This window comes from Agrobacterium sp. ST15.16.024, assembly GCF_027956545.1.
GTDB classification, from domain to species: domain Bacteria; phylum Pseudomonadota; class Alphaproteobacteria; order Rhizobiales; family Rhizobiaceae; genus Agrobacterium; species Agrobacterium cucumeris.
Map to the genome: position 1 here is coordinate 148976 of NZ_JAQKGO010000007.1, position 22169 is coordinate 171144.

Below are 22169 nucleotides of genomic sequence, written 5' to 3' on the forward strand. Positions count from 1 at the left end.
AGGATCGGCGTGCTGGCTGGCCGGGAGGGCCGCTGCGACACAGTGAAGGCTGTTTTGCTGCCGGTGATTTTTTGGGAGGATAATCGATGCGCGATGGGGATAAATTTTCGCTTGGCGTGACGCGCCGGACCTTTATGGCGGGGCTTGGCGGCGTCGCCGCCCTTTCCGTCATCGGGACTTCGGCGCGGGCCGCCACCGGCAAGGAAGCGCCGGAACTGGCTGCCTTGGTAAAAGACGGCAAACTGCCGCCCTTGGCCGAGCGCCTGCCGAAAAATCCAATGGTGGTGACGCCGCATGAAAAGATCGGCACCTATGGCGGTACATTGCGCCGCGGCCTGCGCGGTTCGTCGGACCATAACGGCATTCTGCGCATGGTCGGCAACCAGGGGCTGGTGCGCTGGAACATGGACTTCACCGAAGTTCTGCCGAACCTTGCCGAGAAATGGGAGGTCAATGACGACGCCTCGCAGTTCACCTTCCATCTGTTGCAGGGCGCGAAATGGTCGGACGGCCACCCCTTCACCGCAGATGACGTGGTGTTTGCCATCGAGGACTGCATCAAGAACAAGGAGCTTTACAGCGCCACCCCGGCCCAGCTTTCCGTTGCGGGTGAGGCCGTCGACGTCGAAAAGATCGATGATTTCACGGTAAGGTTCAAATTCGCGGCACCGAATGCCCTCTATCTCGAGAACCTCGCCACACCGCTCGGCCAGCATCCGACGCTGTTTGCCAAGCACTATTGCAGCAAGTTCCTGCCGAAATACAACACCTCGCTCGATGCCGATGTGAAGGCAGCTGGCGTATCCAGCTGGACGGAGCTGTTCCGCGCCAAGTGCGGCGATATCGAAATCCCGTCGCGCTGGTCGAATGTCGACAAGCCGACACTTGATCCGTGGGTGGTGAAGGAACCCTATTCCGGCGGCGCGACCCGCGTGGTCATGACCCGTAACCCTTACTTCTGGCAGGTCGATACCGAAGGCAACCAGCTTCCTTACATCGACGAAGTCAATTTCGGCATCTCGCAGGATGTCGAATCGCTGATGCTGAACGTCATTTCCGGCAAGATCGACATTCAGGAGCGCCATATCAGCGTTCTCGCCAACAAGCCGACGCTGTCGCAGAACATGAAAAAAGGCGATTATCGCCTGTTGACGCTGGTGCCGTCTGCTTCACAGCAGTGCCAGATTTACCTGAACATCACCCATAAAGACCCGGCAATGCGCAAGATGTTTGCCGACAAGTCCTTCCGCCAGGCGCTGTCCATTGCGCTCAACCGGCAGGAAATCATCGACATCGTCTATTTCGGCCAGAGCGAGGGATATCAGGCCGGGCCACGCCCGACCCACCCCTGGTACAATGAAAAGCTGGGGCGCCAGTACACCGAATATGATGCCGCCAAGGCGAATGAACTTCTCGACAAGGCCGGTTACGACAAGAAGAACGGCAATGGCATGCGGCTTCGTCCCGACGGCCAGCCGATCTTCTTCTCCATCGATGTCATCCCGACGCTTTATCCCGATCTGGTCGATGCGCTGGAACTGGTGAAGGCGCAGTGGGCGCAGATCGGCGTCGATATCAAGGTCAACACCATCGAACGCGCGCTCTATTACACGCGCGGCGATGACAACGCCCATGATGCGGCGGTCTGGCCTGGCCCGGGTGGCCTCGATCCAATGCTCGATCCGCGCGATTTCTTCGCCTTCCACCCGCAGGGATCGCGTTACGCCATTCCATGGGCGCTTTGGTATACGTCCAACGGCCAGAAGGGCGAGGAGCCGCCGGAAAGCCAGAAGAAACGCTTCAAACTGTTCGATGAGGCGCGTTCAACGGCCGACCTTGCCAAGCGCGGTGAGAAGATGAAGGAAATCTTCGATATCGCGGCGGAAGAGTTCGAGACGATCGGCCTCTGCCTTGCTGTCGGTGGTTTCGGCATCATTCGCAACAATCTGCGCAACGTGCCCGAGACCGAACCCGACAGCTGGTCGTGGCCCAATCCCGGCCCGGCGCTGCCGCAACAGTTCACCTTCACAAGCTGACACCACCATATGGGCGTCGCTGCCTCATCGCGGCGACGCCTCTCAGGTTGTTTCCACCGCCCACAATCCGTCTCCCAGGTTGGAAGGCGGCGGGTGCGGTCCAATGTGATTGCGAGAACGACATGCTGCTTTTTATCGTAAAACGCCTGCTGTGGATGATACCGTCCCTGTTTGCCGTCAGTTTCCTTGCTTTTGTCCTGATCCAGCTGCCACCCGGCGATTATGTGACGACCTATATCGCCACATTGGCCGCGTCCAACGAGGTCATCGACCACAATACGGCGGCGCAGCTGCGTGAACGCTTCGGTCTCGATGACCCGATGATCGTGCAATATCTGAAATGGATATGGGGCATCATCAGCCGCGGTGATTTCGGCATTTCGTTCGAATGGCAGCAGCCGGTTTCCGGCCTCATCTGGGAGCGCATGGCGCTGACGCTGGTTCTGGCCGTCGCCAGCCTTCTCGCCACCTGGGCCATCGCTCTTCCGATCGGCGTCTTCTCCGCCGTGCGCAAATATTCGATCGGCGATTATCTCTTCACCGCCTTTTCCTTTTTCGGCCTGTCCATACCGTCGTTCCTGCTGGCGCTGGTGCTGATGTATGTGGCGGCGGTGGAGTTCGGGGCTGATGTCGGCGGGCTGTTTTCGGCGGAATATGAAACGGCGTCCTGGAGCATTGCCAAGATGATCGACCTGATGGCCCATATCTGGCTGCCGGTCGCCATCCTTGCCGTGTCTTCCACCGCCAGCCTCATCCGCGTCATGCGCGCCAATATGCTGGACGAATTGCCCAAGCCCTATGTGACCACGGCGCGTGCAAAGGGATTGTCCGAGTTCAAGCTGCTGACGAAATATCCGCTCAGAATTGCGCTCAACCCGTTCATTTCCACCATCGCATGGCTGCTGCCCAATCTCATTTCGGGCTCTGTGGTGGTCGCCATCGTGCTCAATCTGCCGACGGCCGCACCGCTGCTTCTGCAGTCGTTGATGGCGCAGGACATGTATCTCGCCGGCGCTTTCGTGCTGTTGATCTGCGCGCTGACGCTGATCGGTTCGCTTATCAGCGACATCCTGCTTGCGCTGGTCGATCCGCGCATCCGTCTCGAATAGGAGGGCGCCATGAGCGATATCACTATGACCACCAATGCCCGGCAGGACCGCGCCGCCGTCGCTTCGCAGTGGCAGCTTATCTGGTGGGCTTTCAAGCGCCACAAGCTGGCCATGGCCGCCCTGTTCATCACCATCGCCATGTATATCGTCGCGCTGGTGCCGGGCTTCTTCGCCATCAACGATCCGGTGCTGCAGAATGCCCGCGCCACCTTCCATCCGCCGCAGCGCGTCCACTTCATCGATACGACCGAAGGTTTCTCGCTCGGGCTGCATTATTATCCGCTGAAGCTGACCCGCAATCCCGAGACACTGGCGGCGGTGTTCGTCGAAGATACGGCGACGAAAATCCCGGTCCAGCTTTTCGGTCGCGGTTACGAATATTCCGTGTTCGGCCTGTTCACCACGGATATCCATCTGCTTGCTTCTACCGACAAGACGCGGCCGCTGTTTCTTTTCGGCGCGGATCGTCTCGGCCGTGATGTCTTCAGCCGCGTCGTACAGGGGTCGCAGATTTCGCTGTCGATCGGTCTTGTCGGTGTGTTCTTCTCGCTATTGCTTGGTGTCGTTCTCGGCGGCATCTCCGGTTATTATGGCGGACGCATCGATTTCGTCATGCAGCGCGTGATCGACTTCGTGCTCTCGCTGCCCACCATTCCCATCTGGCTGGCAATGGCCGCCGCGCTGCCGCAGGGTTGGCCGGCGACGCTGCAATACATGATGATCACCATCATCCTGTCCTTGACCGGCTGGGCGCAGCTTGCCCGCGTCGTGCGCGGCCGTTTCCTGTCGCTCAGAACCGAAGAGTTCGTGGCTGCGGCCCGGCTGGATGGCGTGCCGGAAGGGCGCATCATCTTCCGCCACATGCTGCCGAGTTTTTCGAGCCATATCATCGCCTCGGTCACGCTTGCGGTTCCAGCGATGATCCTTGCGGAAACCTCGCTGTCTTTCCTTGGCCTAGGCCTTCAGCCGCCGACGATTTCCTGGGGCGTTTTGCTTCGCGAGGCTCAGAACATCCGCTCGATCGCAACCGCACCCTGGCTGTTCCTGCCCGGCGTCGCTGTTGTCGTTGCCGTCATGGCGCTCAATCTGCTCGGTGACGGCCTGCGCGACGCAGCCGACCCCTATAACAAGTGAGGCCCCGGATGAGCGATATTCTCTCCATGAAGCCAGCAAAGCCGCTGCTTGAAGTCCGCAATCTGGTCACCGAATTTCCGGTCAGAAACGGGGTATTCCGGGCGGTCAACGATCTGTCTTTTTCCATCGATCGTGGCAAGACACTCTGCGTTGTCGGCGAAAGCGGTTCGGGCAAGTCCGTCACCGCCCGCTCGATCCTGCAGATCATCGACAGCCCCGGCTCCATCGCGTCCGGGTCGATCATCCTCAACCGCGCCGATGGCACGTCGCTGGATCTCGCAAAGCTCGATCCGCGCAGCCGGGCAATCCGCTCGGTACGCGGTGCGGATATCGCGATGATCTTTCAGGAGCCGATGTCGTCGCTTTCACCCGTGCACACCGTGGGTGACCAGATCACCGAAGTGCTGCGGCTGCATCTGAAGATGAGCAAGGCGCAGGCGCGGGCCGAGGCCATCGAGCTGTTGCGGCAGGTGGAAATTCCCAATCCTGAAAAGGCGCTGGATCGTTACGCCTTCCAGTATTCGGGCGGCATGCGCCAGCGCGCCATGATTGCCATGGCGCTGGCCTGCAAGCCGCAGCTTCTGATCGCCGACGAACCGACGACGGCGCTTGACGTGACGACACAGGCCGAAATCCTCGACCTGATATCGCGGCTGCAAAAGGCGCATGGCATGGCGGTGCTGTTCATCACCCACGACATGGGTGTGGTGGCGCAGATTGCCGATGACGTGCTGGTCATGCATCACGGCGTTGCCAAGGAATATGGCACCGTCGAGCAGATATTCCACAGCCCGCAGGACCCCTATACCCGCATGTTGATCGGCTCGGTGCTGAAACTGGAGCAGAAAGCGGAAATCCGGCTTGCCCGCCCGCCGCTCGATCTTGCCGCAGCGCCCATCCTGGAGGTCAACGACCTCTCCATGCATTTCGGCGAGATGAAGGCGCTGGATGGCGTCTCGATCAAGCTGTTGCCCGGCGAGACGCTCGGCATCGTCGGCGAAAGCGGTTCCGGCAAGACCACGATGGGCCGCTCCATCATGCGCCTTTACGATCCGACCAGCGGCGAAATGCGCTATCGCCGGGCGGATGGCACGGTGGTCGATTTGGCCAAAATCGAAGGTGCCGAGCTTAAAGCCGCGCGGCGCGAATTGCGCATGGTCTTCCAGGACCCGTTCGGCTCACTCAATCCGCGCATGACGGTGGCGCAGGTGATCGGCGAGCCGTTGCTGGTCAACGGCATTGCCAAGGGCAGGGAACTGGATGAACGCGTCTGCGCCCTGATGGAGCAGGTGGGGCTGGATCCGACCGGACGTGAGCGTTACCCGCACGCCTTTTCCGGCGGCCAGCGCCAGCGCATCGGCATCGCCCGCGCCATCACGCTGAAGCCGCGCATCATCGTGGCGGATGAGGCGACCTCGGCGCTGGATGTTTCGGTGCGGTTCCAGGTGCTGGATCTGCTCATGCGGCTGCAGGACGAGCTGGGGCTCGCTTACATCTTCATCAGCCACGATATCGGCGTCATCAGATACATGTGCGACCGCGTCGGGGTGATGTATCGCGGCAAGCTGGTGGAAGTGGGAGAGGCGGAAAAGGTCTGCAACGCGCCGGACCACCCTTATACGCAGGCGCTTCTTTCCGCCATTCCGCGCCCCGACCCACGCGACCGGGATCGCACCCGAAGGTTCCGTTATGTCGAGCCATCCGAGATCAAGAATGGGGTTGCGGCCCGATAACGTCGCGGCCGTTGCATCCTGCAATTCACGAGGAAGACTAAAGCATGAAAATCGATCGCATGCGGGTGTTCGTCACCCGCGACAAGGACCGTCCCCGCGTTGTCGTCGCTCTCGATACCGATGACGGTCTGACCGGCTGGGGCGAATGTTACAATCACGGCCCGGATCTCGCCCTGCCGCCGTTGCTGGATTACCTCTACGGCTTCCTTGCCGGGCAGGACCCGACGCGGGTTGAATATCTCTACAATCTCCTTCTGCAGCAAAACCGTTTTCCGCCCGGCGCGCTCGGTCTCTCGGCCATCTCGGCGCTGGACCATTGCCTCTGGGACCTTGCCGCCAAGGCGGCGGGGGTGCCGGTCTACAAGCTGCTTGGCGGTGAAGTGCGCGACCGTATCAAGGTCTATGCCGGGGTCTACACGGCTCCGGACGCGCCGGCTGCAAAGGAAGAGTTCGATCGTCTGAATGAGGACTGGGGCTTCACGGCCTTCAAGCTCAGCCCGTGGCGCCTCGATATCCACGCGCATCGCTGGGGTGAGGTGGTGCGCAGTTCTGCCGAATATTTCCGCTCGCTTCGCGAGACCGTGCGGCCCGATTACGATATCGCCTTCGATGCCCATGCCAAGATTTTCGAACCCGCAGCCGCCCGCCAGCTCGGCAACGCGCTTGCCCCTTACGATCCGCTGTTCTTCGAGGAGCCGTTGCGTCCGGAAAACATCGAGATGTGGGGAGACCTGAAACAGGGGCTGAACTGCACGCTGGCAACGGGAGAAAGTCTGTATAATCGCAACGAGTTCCTACGCCTTCTTCAGGTAAAGGGTGCGGATATCATCCAGCCCGACATCTGCGTCGTCGGCGGCATTTCGGAGATGCGTCGCATCGCCACGCTTGCGGAAGCTCATTTCGTCAGCATCGCGCCGCATAACCCGATGGGGCCGCTCGCCACCGCCGTCAATGTGCATTTTTCCGCCGCCCAGCAGAATTTCCGTATTCTCGAATACCGGCTGCCGAAAGGGCAATGCTACGTTTATGGCGGTACCGATCTGGAAAAACGCGAGGATGAAACCCGTTATGTCGTCGACCCCTATCTGCCGAAGGACGGATATCTGGAACTGAGGCCGGATCGCCCCGGCTGGGGTGTCGAGATGGATGAAAAAGCCATGCAGGAAGATGGTTATGTTCACTGGCAAAGACGGGTGCCGAAACGGCCTGACGGATCCTATGCCTTCGCCTGAAACGGTTGCGATAAGCTGCGGGCCGCTGTCGGCCCGCCTGCGCCCCGCATGGGGCGGCAGGATGACCCATCTGCACCATGCAGACCACGGCGATATTCTGGTGCCGACAAGCGAGGAGGGTTTCGAGCCGCTCAACTGGCCGCGCGCCGGCGCATACCCGCTGTTTCCTTATCACAACCGGCTTTATGGCGGCTCATTCATTCATGCCGGCATCCGCCATGACCTCCTGCCACACCCCGCGCTCGCGCCGGATGCCATGCATGGACCTGCTCACCGGCGCACATGGGAGATTTCCGATCTGGATTTCGATCGGGCCGGGCTGGTACTCGACTATGAGGCTGACGGGGAATGGCCCTTTTCCTTCCGCGCCGAACAGCATTTTTTGCTTGAAGACTCTGGCCTCACCGTGGACCTGTCGATCACCAATCTGGCGGACGTGCCCGCGCCGATGGCGCTCGGATGGCATCCCTATCTGGCCGCCGGCCTTGGTTGCGACGCGCGCACGGATGCCAGACTGCAATATCTGCTGGACCCGCAGAACGTGCCGACCGGCCAGCCGGCAGTCCCTCGCCACAACACCGCCATTCCCGCCGCAACGGGATACACGTTGCATTATACCGACTGGTCAAATGCACATGTGCAATTTGACAGGTTTTCGCTGCGGATCGAGGCCGATCCTATTTTTGGCCATCTCGCCGTTCACCGCATGGACCGCTATCTTTGCCTCGAGCCCGTTTCCATGGCCGCCGGAGCGCTTGGCGTGCCGGAGACGCAGCAGGAAGTGTTTGGTGTCAGGATCATCCCGCCCGGAGAGCGTCTGTCGGGACGCATCCGGCTTTCCATCGGGCCTTGAGGAGCACAGGGCAGGTGAGAACGTCATGCGCCTGCATCGCACTTCACTCTCAAAAAAACGCCACATGCCCATATTTTGAGCGTGAAAAATCGTCGCTCAAAAATGCGCTTGACGTCGGCAAAAATTTCTCACCAAATGAACCAATATCAGATTGGTTCACACAAATGGTGCGGCGTGGCAGCAGGCCCTAACGACAATTCCAACTACGCCTTGGCGCGGTTACGTGACTATATTCAGGCGAATCATCTCGCGAGGGATGGGCGTCTGCCGACGGAACGGGCCTTTGCGGAGACTTTTAACGTCGGCCGCCGGTCGATCCGCCGGGCGCTGGAGGTTCTGGAAGCCGAAGGCCTGATCTGGCGGCGGCAGGGGGCCGGAACCTTTGTGGGTGAAAAACCGGATGATTGGTCCGCCCAGGTCACGGAACTGGTCGCTGGAACGGATTTCATGGAAATCATGGAAGTGCGCCTGCGCATAGAACCGCAGCTGGCGCAGCTTGCGGCCATGCGCGCCAAACCGGCCGAGGTGGAGCGCATGCGCGCGCTAGTTCAAAAGACCGGCCAGAGCACGGATGCCGACGCCAAGGAATTATGGGATGGCTCGCTCCATCGCCAGATCGCCCAGAGCGCCGGCAACAAGCTTTTCCTGTCGATCTTCGATGTCGTCAACCGCATTCGCCAGGACGATGCATGGCAGTCGATCCGCGAGCTTGCCCGGCGCAGCGGCACGAATGGCAGGGCGTCTTTCGAACAGCATATGGCCATTGTCGAAGCCATTGCCGACCGTGATCCGGCGCGCGCCGGTGAAGCCATGCGCCAGCATCTTCTCATGCATCAGGAAAGGCTGATCCGCGCCACCTCGCTCGGCTTTCTGGAGGAAAACACCGGGGAGGGCAATGCGGTTGAGGCCGATAATTCGCTGACCGAGGCCTCCTGAGGCCACGGATGAAAACTGTCGTCCCGCAAGGGGCGGCCAATGACAAAAAGTCAAAATAACCAGACCAGAGGAACGAACATGAAAAAGATCCAGACACTGACTGCGGCGCTATTGGCAAGCGCATTGCTCGCCGCACCGGCGCTATCTTCCGAATTGCGCATCGGTCTCAATGACGATGCCGATGTGCTCGACCCCGCGCAATCGCGCACCTTCGTTGGCCGCATCGTCTACACCGCGATGTGCGACAAGCTGGTGGATATCTCGCAGGACATGAAGATCGTGCCCCAGCTTGCCACCGAATGGGCCTGGTCCGAAGGCGGCAAGGTGCTGACCATGAAAATCCGCGATGGTGTCAAGTTCCACAATGGCGAGACGCTTGATGCGGCTGCCGTGGTCGCGACCATCGAGCGCAATATGACGCTGCCGGAATCGCGCCGCAAAAGCGAGTTGTCCTCCGTCGAGAAGGTTGAGGCGACGGGACCGCTGGAGGTGAAATTCACGCTGAAGACGCCCGACGTTACCCTGCTGGCGCAGCTTTCCGACCGCGCCGGCATGATCGTTGAACCGAAGGCGGCCAAGGAACTGGGCGCGAATTTTGGTTCGAAACCGGTTTGTGCCGGGCCGTTCAAATTTGTCGAGCGTATCCAGCAGGACCGTATCGTGCTCGAGAAATTCGCTGACTATTGGGACAAGGACAAGATCCTCGTCGACAAGGTCGTCTATCTGCCGATCCCCGATACGACCGTGAAGCTTGCAAACCTTCGCGCCGGCGACCTCGATATTGCCGAACGTATTTCGGCATCCGATGCGGAATCCGTCAGGAACGATTCCAAGCTGACCTATGCCGATATAATCGGGCCGGGTTACATGGCCATGTATGTCAACATGAACAATGGCGCGCGTGCGGATAATCCGCTCGGCAAGGACAAGCGCCTGCGGCAGGCGTTCTCCTATGCCATCGACCGCGAGGCGATCGGCCAGATCGTCTTTGAAGGCACCTCCAAGGGTGGTAATCAGGCCTTCCCGCCGACGAGCCCCTGGTTCAACCAGAGCCTGCCGGTGCCGCCGCGCGATATCGACAAGGCCAAGCAGCTGATGAAGGAGGCGGGTTACGAGAAGCTCGACGTCGAGCTTCAGCACGCCAACAACACCACGCAGACGCAGATGATGCAGGTCATCCAGTCCATGGTGGCCGAGGCCGGTTTCAACGTCACCCTGAAGGCGACCGAATTTGCGACGCTGCTGTCCGAACAGACCGCGGGCAATTACCAGCTCAGCCGTTCCGACTGGTCGGGGCGCATTGATCCCGATGGCAACCTGCACCAGTTCGTCACCTGCAAGGGCGGCATCAACGATGTGAAATATTGCAATCCTGAAGTCGACAAGCTGCTGAACGAGGCCCGCGCCTCGACCGAAGATGCGGTGCGCAAGGAAAAATACGATGCCGCAAGCGTCATCCTCAACGATGACATGCCGATCATCTATCTTGGCCACCAGCCCTATGCCTATGCCATTTCCAACAAGGTCAAGGGCTGGGCGCCATCGCCCGATGGCATGATCCGCCTTCTCGGCGTTTCCAAGGACTGACAGCTTTGAACAGGTCGCACGGCTTGCCGTGCGGCCCCCAGCACCGGACTCAAACGGGGGCAATGCCATGCCTGTTTATATCGGCAAGCGACTGCTGGTCGCGATCCCGACGCTTCTGATCATTTCCATCTTCGTCTTCTCGCTGCAGAAACTCCTGCCGGGCGATCCGGTTCTTGCCATGGCGGGTGAGGAACGCGATCCCGCGACGATTGAATTCCTGCGCGAGAAATATCGCCTCAACGACCCCGTGCCGCTGCAATATCTCAACTGGCTGGGCGGCGTGGTGACGGGTGATTTCGGCATTTCGCTGCGCACCAACCAGCCGGTGCTGGAACTGATCGGCCAGAAGCTGCCGGTTACCATTCAGCTGGCTGTCATGGCGATGTTCTTTGCCATGGTCATCGGCATTCCCATCGGCATTCTGGCCGCCGTCAAGAAGAATACGTGGATCGACTACACGGCCAATATCGTGGCGCTTTCCGGCCTCTCGATCCCGAATTTCTGGCTCGGTATCATGCTGATCCTGCTGGTGTCGGTGAAGCTCGGCTGGCTGCCGGCATCCGGTTATGAATCGATCTTCGTCGACCCTGTCCGTTCCATCGAAACCATGATCATGCCGGCCTTCGTGCTGGGCAACGCGCTTGCGGCAACGCTGATGCGTCATACACGTTCGGCGATGGTGGCGGTCTTGAGTTCCGATTATATCCGCACCGCCCGGGCCAAGGGGCTTTCGCCGCGCGAGATCATCCTGTCGCACAGTTTCCGCAACGCGCTGCTGCCGGTCATCACGCTGCTGGCGCTGCTCTTCGGCGAACTACTGGCCGGCGCGGTCCTGACGGAGCAGATTTTCACCATTCCCGGCTTTGGCAAGATGACGGTCGATGCGGTGTTTACCCGTGATTATGCCGTCGTACAGGGCATCGTGCTCTGCACCGCAGTTGGTTTCATTCTCATGAACCTTCTGGCCGACATTGCCTATGTCCTGCTCAACCCCCGCCTCAGGGCGACCATCTGAGGCTGATATCATGACCGTTCTCGATCAAAACCTATCCGTACCGGCGACACGGCAGGAAAGCCGCGCCTGGAAAAAAATGAAGCGCAACAAGTCGGCGCTTGTCGGCATGGTCATCGTGCTGTTCTTCGCCGTGCTTGCCATTGCCGCGCCGATCCTGCCGATTGCCGACCCGGTTGCGACCAGCTGGTCGGCCATTCGAAAGGCGCCATCGGCGGCGCACTGGCTCGGCACCGACGATCTCGGCCGCGACATTCTTTCGCGCATGATCTATGGCGCCCGTGCGTCGCTGATGGCAGGTGTCGTCTCGGTGATGATCGCAGTGGTCATCGGCGTGCCCTTCGGCCTGATTTCGGGCTATTTCGGCGGCTGGGTGGACATGGTCATCTCGCGCATCACCGAAGCGCTGCTCGCCATGCCCTTCCTGATCATGGCGATCGCGCTTGCCGCCTTCCTCGGCCCGAGCCTCACCAATGCGATGATCGCCATCGGCCTTTCCGCCATGCCGATCTTCGTGCGGCTGACGCGCGGGCAGGTGCTGGCGGTGAAGATGGAGGATTATGTCGAAGGCGCGAGGTCGATCGGCCTCAACCACATCGACATCATGACCCGTTATATCCTGCCGAATGTCTTTGCGCCGATCATCGTGCAGGCGACACTGACGGTGGCGACCGCCATCATCGCGGAGGCGAGCCTTTCCTTCCTCGGTCTCGGCCAGCAGGCGCCGGCGCCGTCCTGGGGTTCGATGCTGAACACCGCGAAGAATTTCCTCAGCCAGGCGCCGTGGATGACGATGTGGCCCGGCATCGCCATCTTCCTCGTCGTTATCGGTTTCAATCTTCTGGGTGATGGCCTGCGTGACGCGCTCGATCCGCGCGAAGCATGATTTTTTACAAGGAATATCGGAATGACTGAATTCACCACACGCCCTGAAATTCTTGGCACCTTCGGCGTCGTCACCTCAACGCACTGGATCGCCTCGGCCGTTGGCATGGCCATTCTCGAAAAGGGCGGCAATGCTTTCGACGCCGCCGTCGCCACCGGCTTCGTGCTGCAGATTGTCGAGCCGCATCTCTGTGGCCCCGGTGGGGATATGCCGGCCGTGTTTTATTCAAAGCAGAAGGACAAGGTGGAAGTCATCTGCGCACAGGGCCCGGCCCCGAGCGGTGCGACGATCGAACATTACACCTCCGAAGGACTGAAACTGATCCCCGGCGACGGGCTGCTCGCCACCGTCATTCCCGGCGCTTTCGATGGCTGGATGCTGATGCTGCGCGACTATGGCACGATGAGCGTGCGCGACGTGCTGGAACCGGCCATCTATTATGCCGAGCAGGGGCATCCAACGCTGCCGCGTGTCTCCGCCACCATCAAGGGGCTGGCCGATTTCTTCGAGAAGGAATGGCCGACATCCCATGAGACATGGCTGCCGGGCGGCGCGGCTCCCGAGCCTCACGCCAATTTCCGTAACCCGGTTCTGGCTGCGACCTATCAGCGGATCATCACCGAAGCCGAAGCGCGCACCGGCCGCGAAAACCAGATTGAGGCGGCGCGCGATGCCTTCTACCGGGGTTTCGTTGCGGAAGCTATAGACAGTTACGTAAAGACGACGGAAGTGATGGATGCCAGCGGCGCACGGCACAAGGGTGTGCTGACGGCGCAGGATATGGCCGGGTGGAGCGCGACCGTCGAAGCGCCGCAGACGCTCGACTATCACGACTGGACGATTGCCAAGACGCCCGCCTGGGGACAGGGTCCGGTTCTGCTGCAATCACTTGCGCTTCTGAAGGGCTTCGACATTGCCGCCATGGACCCGTCCGGGCCTGATTTCATCCACACCATCGTTGAGGCCATGAAGCTCGCCTTTGCCGACCGTGAGGTCTATTACGGCGACCCGGAATTTGGTCAGATACCAACGGAATATCTTCTCTCCGAGGGTTATAATGCCGGACGCCGGGCGCTGATCGGCCGCGAGGCCTCGCTGGAACTACGCCCCGGCACCGTGCCTGGGTACGAAAATCAGGTGGACGCCACCATGGCCATGCTGGCCGAGATGAGCGGCAAGGGCACCGTCTACGAGCCGACCATGTCGCACCTGACGGAGAAGCGCGGTGACACGGTGCATATCGACGTCATCGACCGCTGGGGCAATATGGTGTCCACCACGCCGTCGGGCGGCTGGCTGCAATCGTCGCCGGTCGTGCCGGGCCTCGGTTTCGCACTCAATTCCCGCGCCCAGATGTTCTGGCTGAAGGAAGGCCTGCCGACCTCGCTTGCGCCGGGCAAACGCCCGCGCACCACGCTGACGCCCTCGCTTGCGTTGCATCAGGGGCGGCCCTCGATGGTCTTCGGCACACCGGGGGGCGATCAGCAGGACCAGTGGCAACTGCCTTTCTTCCTGCGTTATGCCCATCACGGCAAGAACCTGCAGGCGGCCATCGACATGCCTTTGTTCCACACCTCGCATTTTCCGGGCTCGTTTTATCCGCGCACCAGCTCGCCGGGTGAAATCATGGTGGAAAGCACAGCGGGTGAGGCGACGCTCGATGAGCTTCGCCGTCGCGGCCACCGGGTCACGGTTGCCGATGCCTGGTCGGTCGGGCGATTGACAGCAGCAAGGCGCGATGTGGACGGCCTGCTGCGCGCCGCCGCGACACCGCGGCTGATGCAGGCCTATGCGGTGGGGCGGTGAGACCATGGAAACAAAACCCGTCCTCTCCGTCCGTAACCTGACCACGTCCTTTCTCGTTGATGACGAATGGAAAAGCGTCGTGCGCAACGTCTCCTTCGATGTTGCGCCCGGTGAAACCGTTGCGATTGTCGGCGAATCCGGTTCCGGCAAGTCCGTCACTTCCCTGTCGCTCATGCGTCTGCTTGCGCCTTCCTCCAGCCGGATCGAAGGCGAAGTGCTGCTCAATGGGCGCAATCTGCTGGCGCTTTCCGAAAAAGAGATGCGCGGTGTGCGCGGCAACGATATTTCGATGATCTTTCAGGAGCCGATGACCTCGCTCAATCCGATCTTCACCATCGGCCGCCAGATTTCCGAAGTCCTCATCAGGCACAAGGGGCTTTCGAAACAGGAGGCGCGGGCGGAGACGGTGCGGCTTCTGGAAAAGGTGCGTATTCCCAATGCGGCCAGCCGTTTTGACGAATATCCGCACCAGTTTTCCGGCGGCATGCGCCAGCGGGTGATGATTGCCATGGCGCTCGCCTCGCGGCCGAAGCTGCTGATCGCCGATGAGCCGACGACGGCGCTCGACGTCACCATTCAGGGGCAGATCCTCGATCTCATCAAGCTGCTGCAGGAAGAGGAGGGCATGTCGGTTCTCTTCATCACCCACGACATGGGCGTGGTGGCCGAAATCGCCGACCGGACAATCGTCATGTATCGCGGCGACGAGGTCGAGACCGGCCCGACCGAGGAGATATTCAAACGCGGCAAGCACCCCTATACGCGGGCGCTGCTTTCGGCGGTGCCGAAGCTCGGCTCGATGCGCGACCGGCAATGGCCGACGCGTTTTCCGGTGCTCGACATGAAAACCGGTCTTTCAACCGAGCCTCAGGAGGTGGCCGAGACCGTGGCGAGCGGGCAGACGCCGGTCCTGTCGGTCAAGAACCTTGTCACGCGTTTCCCCATCCGCTCCGGCCTGCTGGCGCGGCAGACGGGTGCGGTTCATGCCGTCGAAAACGTCTCCTTCGATCTGTTTCAGGGTGAGACGCTGGCGCTGGTCGGTGAATCCGGTTGCGGAAAATCCACCACCGGCCGCTCGATCATGCGCCTCGTGGAGCCGTCGTCCGGCGATGTATCGCTCGATGGCTACGATGTAATGCGGCTCGATACCACCGGCCTGCGCAACATGCGCAAATCCGTCCAGATGATCTTTCAGGACCCGTTCTCCTCGCTCAATCCGCGCATGACGGTGGGCACGGCGATTTCCGAACCCTTCATCAAGCACAGGCTGGGAACTACGAAACAGGCGAAGGAAAAGACCGCCGATCTTCTGGAAAAGGTTGGCCTGTCGGCCGATATGGCCGGCCGCTACCCGCATGAATTTTCCGGCGGCCAGCGCCAGCGCATCGCCATCGCCCGGGCGCTTGCGCTTGATCCCAAGGTCATCGTTGCCGATGAAAGCGTCTCGGCGCTCGATGTCTCGATCAAGGCGCAGGTCTGCAACCTGTTGCTCGACCTGCAGCAGAGCCTCAACCTCGCTTTCCTGTTCATCTCGCATGACATGGCGGTGGTGGAACGCGTCAGCCATCGCGTCGCGGTGATGTATCTCGGCGAGATCGTCGAAATCGGCCCGCGGGCGGCGGTCTTCGACAATCCGCAACATGCCTATACGAAAAAGCTGATGGCGGCGGTGCCGGTACCCGATCCGGCGCGGCGCGGTATAAGACGCAGCGTTTCCAATGACGAGCTGAAAAGCCCCATACGGGCAATGGGTTATGAAACACCGGAGCGGACTTACAGGACCGTTTCACCCGGCCATTTCGTTCAGGTGGCCTGAGGCGGCAAAAAGCGGGTCTTGAAGCGAATGCCGGTCGTCTGGAATAATGGTGCTGCCCGCACCACCGGTGCCGGCATTCTTTCGAGGTGGTGATGCGACGACTGGTTTTATGTGGAGTGCTGATGATGACCCTTGGCGCAAATGCTCAGGCTGCCGTTCTGGAAGCGGTAACGGCGAAGGATCACGTGCGGCTTGAACAACTGCTGAAAAACAGTGGCGCCACCGAAGAGCGGAACGCGCAGGGCCAGACGCCGCTGCTGGTGGCCGTTTGGCAGAACGACGCGGCGGCGGCGCGCCTGCTTCTCGATGCCGGTGCCGATGTCGATGCCCGCGACAATATCGAAGACAGCCCCTTTCTGGTGGCGGGTGCACAGGGCAGAACCGAAATTCTGCGGATGATCCTGAAAAAGGGTGCAAATCTTGAAAGTACCAACCGCTTTGGCGGTACCGCCCTCATTCCAGCCGCAGAAAAGGGGCATCCGGAAGCTGTCGATATGCTGCTTGCAGCCGGTGTGGATGTCGATCACGTCAACCGGCTCGGCTGGACGGCCCTGCTTGAAGTCACAATCCTGAGAGATGGCGGGGCGGTATCGCAGCGGATCGTCCGGTCGCTTCTTGCCGGTGGCGCTGACGTTGCGGTGAAGGATTTTGATGGAAGGACCGCGCTTTCCCATGCCCGCGAAAGAGGGCTGACGGAAATCGTTGCACTGCTGGAGGCCGCCGGCGCGAAGGATTGACCGGCCGCCTGGCCGGGCGCGGAAGCCGCTTCAGGCCGACCTTTGCGCCAGCCCGGTGCCTGCCGGAAATGTCAGCTGCACCTTCGCCCCTTCACCGGGCTTGGAACTGATATGCGCCTCGCCGCCGCTCTGGCGCACGAAACCATAGACCATGGCAAGGCCAAGGCCCGCGCCGCCATGGTCCCCGCGGGTGGTGAAATAGGGCTCGAACGCCTTGTCCACCGCCTCCGGCGTCATGCCGATGCCTTCGTCGGTGACTGATATCACCAGTGCATCCTTTTCGCAGGCCGCCTCGATCGAGATCAGACCGCCATCAGGCATGGCAGCCGCCGCATTGAGGCAGAGGTTGAGGATGGATTGCTCGAAAAGCGCCGGGTCGAGCGGGATTGTGGGAAGATTGTCGTCGAGATCGAGCGCGATCCGGCATTTGGGGCCGACCGCGATCTCGAGAATATCGGCCATGCCGCGCAGCAGGTTGGCGACATTGATTGAGCTTGGATGGATCGGCTGCTGGCTGCCGATGGTCAACATGCTGCTGGCGAGAGACCGGCCGCGATCCGCTGCCTTGCGGATGCGGGCAATGTGGCGGTTCTGGCGGTCGTTGAAGCCCGCCTCGCGCTCCAGCAGGCCAAGGCTGCCGGTGATGATGCCGATCATGTTGCCCACCTCATGGCTGACCTGGTGGGTCATGCGCATGATGCCGTCCAGACGCTGGGCCTTTACGGCTTCCGCCTCCTGCCGGTCGAGTGCTGTGACGTCGCGGGCAAGCAGCACGATGCCGCCATCCGGCTGGCGCGACATCGATACTTCGATTACCCGCTCGTCCGTGGTGCGGTGGCGCACGACGGCGCGCTCCATCAATTCGCCCTTTTCGCTCTCGAAGGGCAGCAGCATGGGATCGATTTCCGGGACCGGCTCGACAAACCGACGAATCGGCAGTTTTCGCGACGAGCCGGAGCGCCCAACCAGTTCGATGATGCGGCGGTTCATGGTGATCGGCCGGCCGGTTGCATCAAACAGTGCTATGCCCTCATTCATGTTGCGGAAGGTGGAGCGGATGGTGCGGGCCGCCGCTTCCGCCGTGCGCCTGAGGCGCGAGACGCGGTCGACGCTGTCGTGAAAGGCGCGGAATGCGTCGAGCAGGCGGATCAACTCCGTTTCCGAGCCGCTATAAGAGGGCGGGCCGACATCCTTTTCGCCTTTGGCAAGCGCATTCATGCCATTGGAGAGCGCCGCGATCCCGCGTGACACCCGCATCACCGAGCGGATGGAGAGGATCGCCACCACCAGAACCAGAAGGGAGGCGACGGCCACGATGACCAGCAGGCGGCTGAGCGCATCGGAGGTGGAGATCAGGTCTTCGTTCAGGCTGCGGGCAACCGCATCGCCCTGGGTTTCCGTGACATGGGAAAGATCGCGCGACACGGTGTGAAGCCGCGATACCGAGGCGCGGATGGCAAACATTTCGAGGAGATAACGGCTCTGGGCTGCAAAGACCCGTTCATAGGGCTGCATTTCGGCCAGAGGCAGCCGCTCGCCGGGGTAACCCTGCTGGCGGGCCGTGGTTTCTGCGACATAACGGCGGCGCAGTTCGCCCAGCTGGAAAAGACTGTCGGATGCGGATGCGGCCTGTACGATGCCGTTCATTCGCCGGCGCAGTTCCGGATCGAGGATGCCCTGACCGGTGGCGATTTCGCCGAGCGCCGCCGCCGCTTCCGCCTTGTGCGCCTGCGCGGCATCGGCATCCTTCGCAAGATCGAGCGTCTGCGCCCGGATAAGCTGGAGCAGTTCAACGATGCGTTCGCTCGCAAAGCCGCGCGCGGCCCGTTCGCCGCTGCCCGGCCCGGTCATTTCCAGCAGCAGGTCGACCTGCTGGACGACGGAGCGGCTTTCGCTGGAAACGCGATAGGGCGAGGCGGCATTCATCAGGAAAGGTGCGCTAGAAACTAGATCGGAGACCTGCCGCGAGACCAGCGACGCCTTGGCGAGACTGGAAAAAGCCTGCAAGCCATAGGCCGCCATCTCATCGCGGGCGCGCTGCAGGCCATAGATGGCGATGGCCGACAGGCTGAAGACGAGGACGCAGGTAAAGACGATCGCAAAGGGCAGCCGAAAGGCAATCGAGGAAAGGAAGGAACGGCTGATCACGGGGAAAGCTCGCCCTCATCGGTGTGGAGCACATATCCCTTGCCGCGCCGCGTCTTGATATGGCGCGGCAGGTCTGGGTTTATCTCGATCTTGCGCCTCAGCCGCAGCACCAGCACATCGACATTGCGGTCGATATAACGGTCGCTTTCCGAACCCAGCCGGTCGAGGATCTGCGAGCGGCTGACGGGCTGGTTGGGGGTTTCGGCCAGAATTTCCAGCAGCGCGAATTCGGCGCTGGTCAGCGTGCGGCTGCGATCCGCGAGGCAGACGGCCCGGCGGGCATCGAGATCGATCGCCCAGTCACCGAGGCGAAGGGCCGTGCGGCCATGATCACGCTCGCTGTCCTTGTCCTGTTTCAGCGAGGGAATCGTCCGGCGCAACACGGCCTTGATCCGCGCCGTCAGTTCGATGGGTTCGAAGGGTTTGACGACATAATCGTCGGCGGCGGTTTCCAGACCGAGAACCCGGTCGGCGGCGCTGCCGGCGGCCGTGACCATGACAATGCCGATATCACTATCGACCTTGCCGCGCAGCCGCTGGGCGAAGGTGCGGCCGGATGTACCGGGCAGATTATGGTCAACGAGCACCAGCTGCATCCTGTCCCGCGCCAGTATCTCGTCCGCTTCCTCGGCGGAGCGGGCGCAGGTGGGCAGCCAGCCCTCGGCCTCGACGAGGTCCGAGATAAGCTCGGCCATATCAGGATCGTCCTCGACGATCAGAATGCGAACCTTCTGATTAAGCACTACATCTTCCTCCCGCCGTCATCATAGGCGCGGCTGCGGCGATCTTCAAAGGCTCGCTGGTTATCTACCCTGTCATAATTGTAATATCTGTAATCTTGTTCGGCGGTGCGGTGAAAGATTGGTAACCATTCTTCGATTGCGGTACGGGCCGAATGTGACATGCTGTTGGTGGAGACTGGAACGGGGAGGTTCCAGGCAGGGAGGCTTTAAGTGAAACGATTGACCGCACTTGCGGCGAGCATGGCTTTATGGCTGTGCGGCGCAGGGCATGGCATGGCCGAGCCGAAGTTGAACGTCCTGTGCGGCGTCGACGAGGCCTGGTGCGTGGCCATGCAGCGGGCTTTCGAGGCAAAAAGCGGCCTTGAGATTTCGATGGTTCGCAGGAGCACAGGCGAGATTCTCGACCAGATTCGTGCCGAACGCTCTCACCCGACAGTCGACGTCTGGTGGGGCGGCACCGGTGATACCCATCTGCAGGCCGGCTCGGAAGGGCTGCTGGACGAATATCAGCCGCGGCACCCGCAGGATCTGTTGCCCTGGGCGCAGAATTTTTATGCGATGTCCGGATCAAGGTCCGCCGGCATTTATGCAGGGGCGCTGGGTTTCGCTTATAATTCTGAACTGCTCGCCAGAAACAATCTGCCGGCTCCCACCTGCTGGAAGGATCTGGCCAAGGATATTTATCGCGGCCATATCCTGACCGGCAATCCGAACTATTCCGGCACCGCCTTCACCATGCTCGCCACGCTGGTCCAGCTGTTTGGCGAGGAGGAGGCCTTCGGTTTCATGACGAAACTGAACCAGAATGTCGTGGGTTATACCAAGGTGGGTGCAGCGCCCGTCAAGGCGGCGGCGCGGGGCGAGGTGCTGATCGGGATTTCCTTCATGCATGACGCGGTGACCCAGAAGATCGAAGGATTTCCGCTGGTCATCGTCGCCCCCTGCGAAGGCACCGGTTACGAGATCGGCGCGGTCAGCATCGTCAAGGGCAACCGCAATACGGCCCTTGCGCAGGATTTCGTGGAATTTGCGCTGAGCCCGGAAGGGCAGGCGACCGGGGCTGCGGCCGGCCAGAACCAGGTGCCTTCCAATGCCCGGGCGACATTGCCGCTGACCGCACCCGATATATCGATGATCAAGATGGTGGATTACGATTTTGCCACTTTTGGCCAACCTGAAGAGCGAAGTCGGTTATTGAGCCGCTTCGACAGCGAAATCCACCCGAGCCAGACCCAGTAGGGGGTCAGAAAACCGACATCCCAAACGACAGCGTGCGCGCCGCAGGGCGCCGCGACCGGCAGCGCCATGTCCGCGCGTGCCCAAGAATTCAGACGCAAGCTACAGGAGGATAACCATGCGACTGACGATACTTTCCACCCTGCTTTTTGCCGGCACGGCACTGAGCGCCGTTTCCGCGCAGGCGGCGGGCGAACTGAACCTCATCTGCTCGGCCGATGTCGTGATCTGCGAACAGATGAAGGGCGATTTTGAAAAGTCGCACGACATCAAGGTCAATATGGTGCGCCTATCTTCTGGTGAAACATATGCCAAGGTGCGCGCGGAAGCCCGCAACCCGAAGACCGATATCTGGTGGGCCGGTACCGGCGATCCGCATATGCAGGCGGCCTCGGAAAACCTGACGCTGGAATACAAGTCGCCGATGCTCGACCAGTTGCAGGACTGGGCCGTGAAACAGGCCGAAAGCACCGGTTACAGGACTGTCGGGGTTTATGCCGGTGCGTTGGGCTGGGGCTACAACACCGAAATCTTCAAGTCGAAGGGTTACAAGGAGCCGAAGTGCTGGGCCGACCTGCTGGCGCCGGAACTGAAGGGCGAAATCCAGATCGCCAATCCGAACTCTTCGGGCACCGCCTATACCGCGCTCGCCTCGCTCGCACAGATCATGGGCGAAGATCAGGCGATCGACTATCTGAAGAAACTCAACGTCAATATTTCGCAATATACCAAGTCGGGTTCCGCACCGGTCAAGGCGGCGGCGCGTGGCGAGACGGCGCTCGGCATCGTCTTCATGCATGATGCGGTGGCGCAGACGGCGGAAGGTTTCCCCGTCAAGTCGATCGCGCCTTGCGAAGGCACGGGTTACGAGATCGGCTCCATGTCGATCATCAAAGGCGCACGCAACCTCGACAATGCCAAGACCTGGTACGATTGGGCGCTGAAGCCGGAAGTGCAGTCGCGCATGAAGGACGCCAAGTCCTTCCAGCTTCCCTCCAACAAGACGGCGGAAGTACCGAAGGAAGCGCCGAAGTTCGAGGACATCAAGCTCATCGACTACGACTTCAAGACCTATGGCGATCCGGCCAAGCGCAAGGCGCTTCTGGAGCGCTGGGACCGTGAGGTTGGTGCGGTCGCCAACTGATCTTAACTCCGGCGACAGGCA

General features: G+C 60.9%; 17 protein-coding genes. 15 read left to right on the plus strand and 2 right to left on the minus strand.

Annotated features, from left to right (window positions below):
• Positions 1–86 precede the first annotated feature (86 nt).
• The 13 genes from PL640_RS19590 to PL640_RS19650 all read left to right on the plus strand — a co-directional run bounded on the left by PL640_RS19590 (position 87) and on the right by PL640_RS19650 (position 16877).
• Positions 87–2036: an ABC transporter substrate-binding protein gene (locus PL640_RS19590; protein WP_271363146.1), complete on the plus strand. Its 1950-nt coding sequence runs from the start codon at positions 87–89 to the stop codon at positions 2034–2036.
• Between the two features lie 122 nt (positions 2037–2158).
• Positions 2159–3145 carry an ABC transporter permease gene (locus PL640_RS19595; protein ID WP_142841996.1) on the plus strand — a complete coding sequence of 329 codons (987 nt, stop codon included), beginning with the start codon at positions 2159–2161 and terminating at the stop codon, positions 3143–3145.
• Positions 3146–3154: 9 nt separating this feature from the next.
• Positions 3155–4279 carry an ABC transporter permease gene (locus PL640_RS19600; RefSeq protein WP_271363147.1) on the plus strand — a complete coding sequence of 375 codons (1125 nt, stop codon included), beginning with the start codon at positions 3155–3157 and terminating at the stop codon, positions 4277–4279.
• 8 nt (positions 4280–4287) lie between these two features.
• On the plus strand, positions 4288–6012 hold the full coding sequence (locus PL640_RS19605) for an ABC transporter ATP-binding protein (RefSeq protein ID WP_271363148.1): 1725 nt from the start codon (positions 4288–4290) through the stop codon (positions 6010–6012).
• A 44-nt stretch (positions 6013–6056) separates the two neighbouring features.
• A complete protein-coding gene (locus tag PL640_RS19610) occupies positions 6057–7244 on the plus strand; it encodes a galactarate dehydratase (RefSeq protein WP_142857958.1) in 1188 nt (395 codons plus the stop codon).
• Complete coding sequence (locus tag PL640_RS19615) at positions 7231–8097, plus strand: aldose epimerase family protein (RefSeq protein WP_271363149.1); 867 nt, start codon at positions 7231–7233, stop codon at positions 8095–8097. The genes PL640_RS19610 and PL640_RS19615 overlap by 14 nt, the downstream gene beginning before the upstream one ends.
• A 135-nt stretch (positions 8098–8232) precedes the next feature.
• Entirely contained in the window at positions 8233–9033 is an 801-nt protein-coding gene (locus PL640_RS19620; protein ID WP_271363150.1) for a FadR/GntR family transcriptional regulator, read from the plus strand.
• Positions 9034–9111: 78 nt separating this feature from the next.
• Positions 9112–10620 carry an ABC transporter substrate-binding protein gene (locus PL640_RS19625; protein WP_174033654.1) on the plus strand — a complete coding sequence of 503 codons (1509 nt, stop codon included), beginning with the start codon at positions 9112–9114 and terminating at the stop codon, positions 10618–10620.
• Positions 10621–10687: 67 nt separating this feature from the next.
• Positions 10688–11635, plus strand: a complete 948-nt coding sequence (locus PL640_RS19630; protein WP_006311351.1) for an ABC transporter permease — start codon at positions 10688–10690, stop codon at positions 11633–11635.
• Between the two features lie 10 nt (positions 11636–11645).
• Positions 11646–12518, plus strand: a complete 873-nt coding sequence (locus tag PL640_RS19635) for an ABC transporter permease (RefSeq protein ID WP_174030041.1) — start codon at positions 11646–11648, stop codon at positions 12516–12518.
• 21 nt (positions 12519–12539) lie between these two features.
• Positions 12540–14324 (plus strand): gamma-glutamyltransferase family protein, encoded by a 1785-nt coding sequence (locus PL640_RS19640; RefSeq protein ID WP_271363153.1) that lies wholly within the window; start codon positions 12540–12542, stop codon positions 14322–14324.
• Positions 14325–14328: 4 nt separating this feature from the next.
• Positions 14329–16140, plus strand: a complete 1812-nt coding sequence (locus PL640_RS19645; RefSeq protein ID WP_271363154.1) for an ABC transporter ATP-binding protein — start codon at positions 14329–14331, stop codon at positions 16138–16140.
• A 125-nt stretch (positions 16141–16265) separates the two neighbouring features.
• Positions 16266–16877: an ankyrin repeat domain-containing protein gene (locus tag PL640_RS19650; protein WP_271363155.1), complete on the plus strand. Its 612-nt coding sequence runs from the start codon at positions 16266–16268 to the stop codon at positions 16875–16877.
• A gap of 30 nt (positions 16878–16907) precedes the next feature.
• On the opposite strand, the gene PL640_RS19655 is transcribed toward PL640_RS19650, so the two are convergent.
• Both PL640_RS19655 and PL640_RS19660 read right to left on the minus strand, forming a co-directional pair.
• Complete coding sequence (locus PL640_RS19655) at positions 16908–19025, minus strand: sensor histidine kinase (protein ID WP_142842005.1); 2118 nt, start codon at positions 19023–19025, stop codon at positions 16908–16910.
• Complete coding sequence (locus tag PL640_RS19660) at positions 19022–19768, minus strand: response regulator transcription factor (protein WP_142842006.1); 747 nt, start codon at positions 19766–19768, stop codon at positions 19022–19024. Before PL640_RS19660 ends, PL640_RS19655 begins: the two co-directional genes overlap by 4 nt.
• A 240-nt stretch (positions 19769–20008) precedes the next feature.
• Here PL640_RS19660 and PL640_RS19665 point away from each other — a divergent pair, with 240 nt between their 5' ends.
• Together PL640_RS19665 and PL640_RS19670 are read left to right on the plus strand one after the other, a co-directional pair.
• On the plus strand, positions 20009–21007 hold the full coding sequence (locus PL640_RS19665) for an ABC transporter substrate-binding protein (protein ID WP_065116807.1): 999 nt from the start codon (positions 20009–20011) through the stop codon (positions 21005–21007).
• Positions 21008–21122: 115 nt separating this feature from the next.
• Positions 21123–22148 (plus strand): ABC transporter substrate-binding protein, encoded by a 1026-nt coding sequence (locus tag PL640_RS19670; protein WP_046801267.1) that lies wholly within the window; start codon positions 21123–21125, stop codon positions 22146–22148.
• The last annotated feature ends 21 nt before the right edge of the window (positions 22149–22169 follow it).

Excerpts from the sequence above, each read along its gene's own strand:
- PL640_RS19590 (WP_271363146.1), top strand. The coding sequence starts at position 87 with ATGCGCGATGGGGATAAATTTTCGCTTGGCGTGACGCGCCGGACCTTT.
- PL640_RS19595 (WP_142841996.1), top strand. The coding sequence starts at position 2,159 with ATGCTGCTTTTTATCGTAAAACGCCTGCTGTGGATGATACCGTCCCTG.
- PL640_RS19600 (WP_271363147.1), top strand. The coding sequence starts at position 3,155 with ATGAGCGATATCACTATGACCACCAATGCCCGGCAGGACCGCGCCGCC.
- PL640_RS19605 (WP_271363148.1), top strand. The coding sequence starts at position 4,288 with ATGAGCGATATTCTCTCCATGAAGCCAGCAAAGCCGCTGCTTGAAGTC.
- PL640_RS19610 (WP_142857958.1), top strand. The coding sequence starts at position 6,057 with ATGAAAATCGATCGCATGCGGGTGTTCGTCACCCGCGACAAGGACCGT.
- PL640_RS19615 (WP_271363149.1), top strand. The coding sequence starts at position 7,231 with ATGCCTTCGCCTGAAACGGTTGCGATAAGCTGCGGGCCGCTGTCGGCC.
- PL640_RS19620 (WP_271363150.1), top strand. The coding sequence starts at position 8,233 with ATGAACCAATATCAGATTGGTTCACACAAATGGTGCGGCGTGGCAGCA.
- PL640_RS19625 (WP_174033654.1), top strand. The coding sequence starts at position 9,112 with ATGAAAAAGATCCAGACACTGACTGCGGCGCTATTGGCAAGCGCATTG.
- PL640_RS19630 (WP_006311351.1), top strand. The coding sequence starts at position 10,688 with ATGCCTGTTTATATCGGCAAGCGACTGCTGGTCGCGATCCCGACGCTT.
- PL640_RS19635 (WP_174030041.1), top strand. The coding sequence starts at position 11,646 with ATGACCGTTCTCGATCAAAACCTATCCGTACCGGCGACACGGCAGGAA.
- PL640_RS19640 (WP_271363153.1), top strand. The coding sequence starts at position 12,540 with ATGACTGAATTCACCACACGCCCTGAAATTCTTGGCACCTTCGGCGTC.
- PL640_RS19645 (WP_271363154.1), top strand. The coding sequence starts at position 14,329 with ATGGAAACAAAACCCGTCCTCTCCGTCCGTAACCTGACCACGTCCTTT.
- PL640_RS19650 (WP_271363155.1), top strand. The coding sequence starts at position 16,266 with ATGACCCTTGGCGCAAATGCTCAGGCTGCCGTTCTGGAAGCGGTAACG.
- PL640_RS19665 (WP_065116807.1), top strand. The coding sequence starts at position 20,009 with ATGGCTTTATGGCTGTGCGGCGCAGGGCATGGCATGGCCGAGCCGAAG.
- PL640_RS19670 (WP_046801267.1), top strand. The coding sequence starts at position 21,123 with ATGCGACTGACGATACTTTCCACCCTGCTTTTTGCCGGCACGGCACTG.